The organism is Roseateles sp. P5_B10 (genome assembly GCF_056400485.1).
This window is the reverse complement of the sequence record NZ_JBFULE010001119.1, coordinates 1-1,349: the sequence shown is the minus strand read 5'-3', so window position 1 is coordinate 1,349 and position 1,349 is coordinate 1. Positions and strand designations below refer to the sequence as shown.

At 68.2% G+C, this 1,349-nt stretch carries 2 protein-coding genes; both read right to left on the bottom strand.

Translation table 11 applies throughout. The annotated features are described in order from the left end of the window. Positions 1-1,026: Hsp70 family protein (locus AC1DU6_RS31355; protein WP_477862052.1), on the bottom strand; the 1,026-nt coding region annotated here is incomplete at its 3' end. A gap of 5 nt (positions 1,027-1,031) precedes the next feature. Continuing rightward, a partial coding sequence (locus AC1DU6_RS31350) for an iron-sulfur cluster co-chaperone HscB C-terminal domain-containing protein (protein WP_477862050.1) occupies positions 1,032-1,349 on the bottom strand: 318 nt, incomplete at its 5' end.

Below are 1,349 nucleotides of genomic sequence, written 5' to 3'. Positions count from 1 at the left end.
GGGCATGCGCGTGGAGCCGCCGACCATCACGGTGCCGGCCACGTCAGCCGCTTTCACCTTGGCGTCGCGCAGCACGCGTTTCACGGACGAAAGCGTCTTGGCGATCAGCGGTTGGGCCAGTTGCTCGAACTGCTCGCGCGAAACGATCACGCGCAGTTCACCCGCGTCCAGCGCAGCGACCAATTCGGTCGAGTCAGCGTCAGACAGCGCCTCCTTGGCCGCACGTGCGGCGACGAGGACGGCGCGCTTGTCATGCGCAGATTCGACGACGCGATCGGCGAGCGCCCAGTCGGCCAGCACGCGGTCGAAGTCATCGCCGCCCAGAGCCGCATCTCCGCCGGTCGCGACGACCTCGAACACGCCGCGCGTCAGGCGCAGCAACGATATGTCGAAGGTGCCGCCACCCAGGTCGTAGACCGCGTACAAGCCTTCGCTGGCGTTGTCCAGGCCGTAGGCGATGGCAGCAGCGGTCGGCTCGTTGATGAGGCGCAATRCCTTGAGGCCGGCCAGCTCGGCGGCGTCCTTGGTAGCCTGGCGCTGGGCGTCATCGAAGTAGGCCGGCACCGTGATGACGGCACYGAACAGGTCGTCGACAAAGCTGTCCTCGGCGCGAAAACGCAGCGTAGCCAGAATCTCGGCGGACACCTCGACCGGGCTCTTCACGCCGTCGCGCGTGGCAATGGCCAACATGCCGGGACGGTCCTCGARCTGGTAGGGCAGCTGCTCGCGGTTGGCCACGTCGGCCAGGCCGCGGCCCATGAAGCGCTTGACCGAAACGATGGTGTTCTCGGGGTCTTCGGCCTGGGCCGCGAGCGCGTCAGCGCCGATCTGGCGGCGGCCTTCTGGCAGGTAGCGCACGGCGGACGGCAGGATGACCCTGCCCTGCTCGTCGGGCAGGCATTCGGCCACGCCGTGGCGAACGGAGGCGACGAGTGAATGCGTCGTGCCGAGGTCGATGCCCACGGCGATGCGGCGCTGGTGCGGGTCGGGCGACGCGCCGGGTTCGGAGATTTGGAGAAGAGCCATGGTGTTCAGGCATCCAGCGCGGCGAGGCGCTGGTCGATATCGGCACGGAAGCGCTGGATGAACATCAGCGCGCGGACCTGGGATGCGGCAGCCGGCGCGTCGCCGGCTTCGTCGAGCAGACGCTGCACGGTGGCAAGCGCAGAGGTTTCGGCTTGCGCCGCGTCGTCGTCCAGTGCCTGGAGGGCGGCTTCGCCGTCGGCGTCGTCAAGCGATTCACGCCATTCCATCTGCTGCATCAGGAAGGCCGCGGGCATCTGCGTGTTGTTCTCGGCTTGAACCGGCGCACCACGCAGCTCGCACAGATAGGCGGCGCGCCTGAGCGG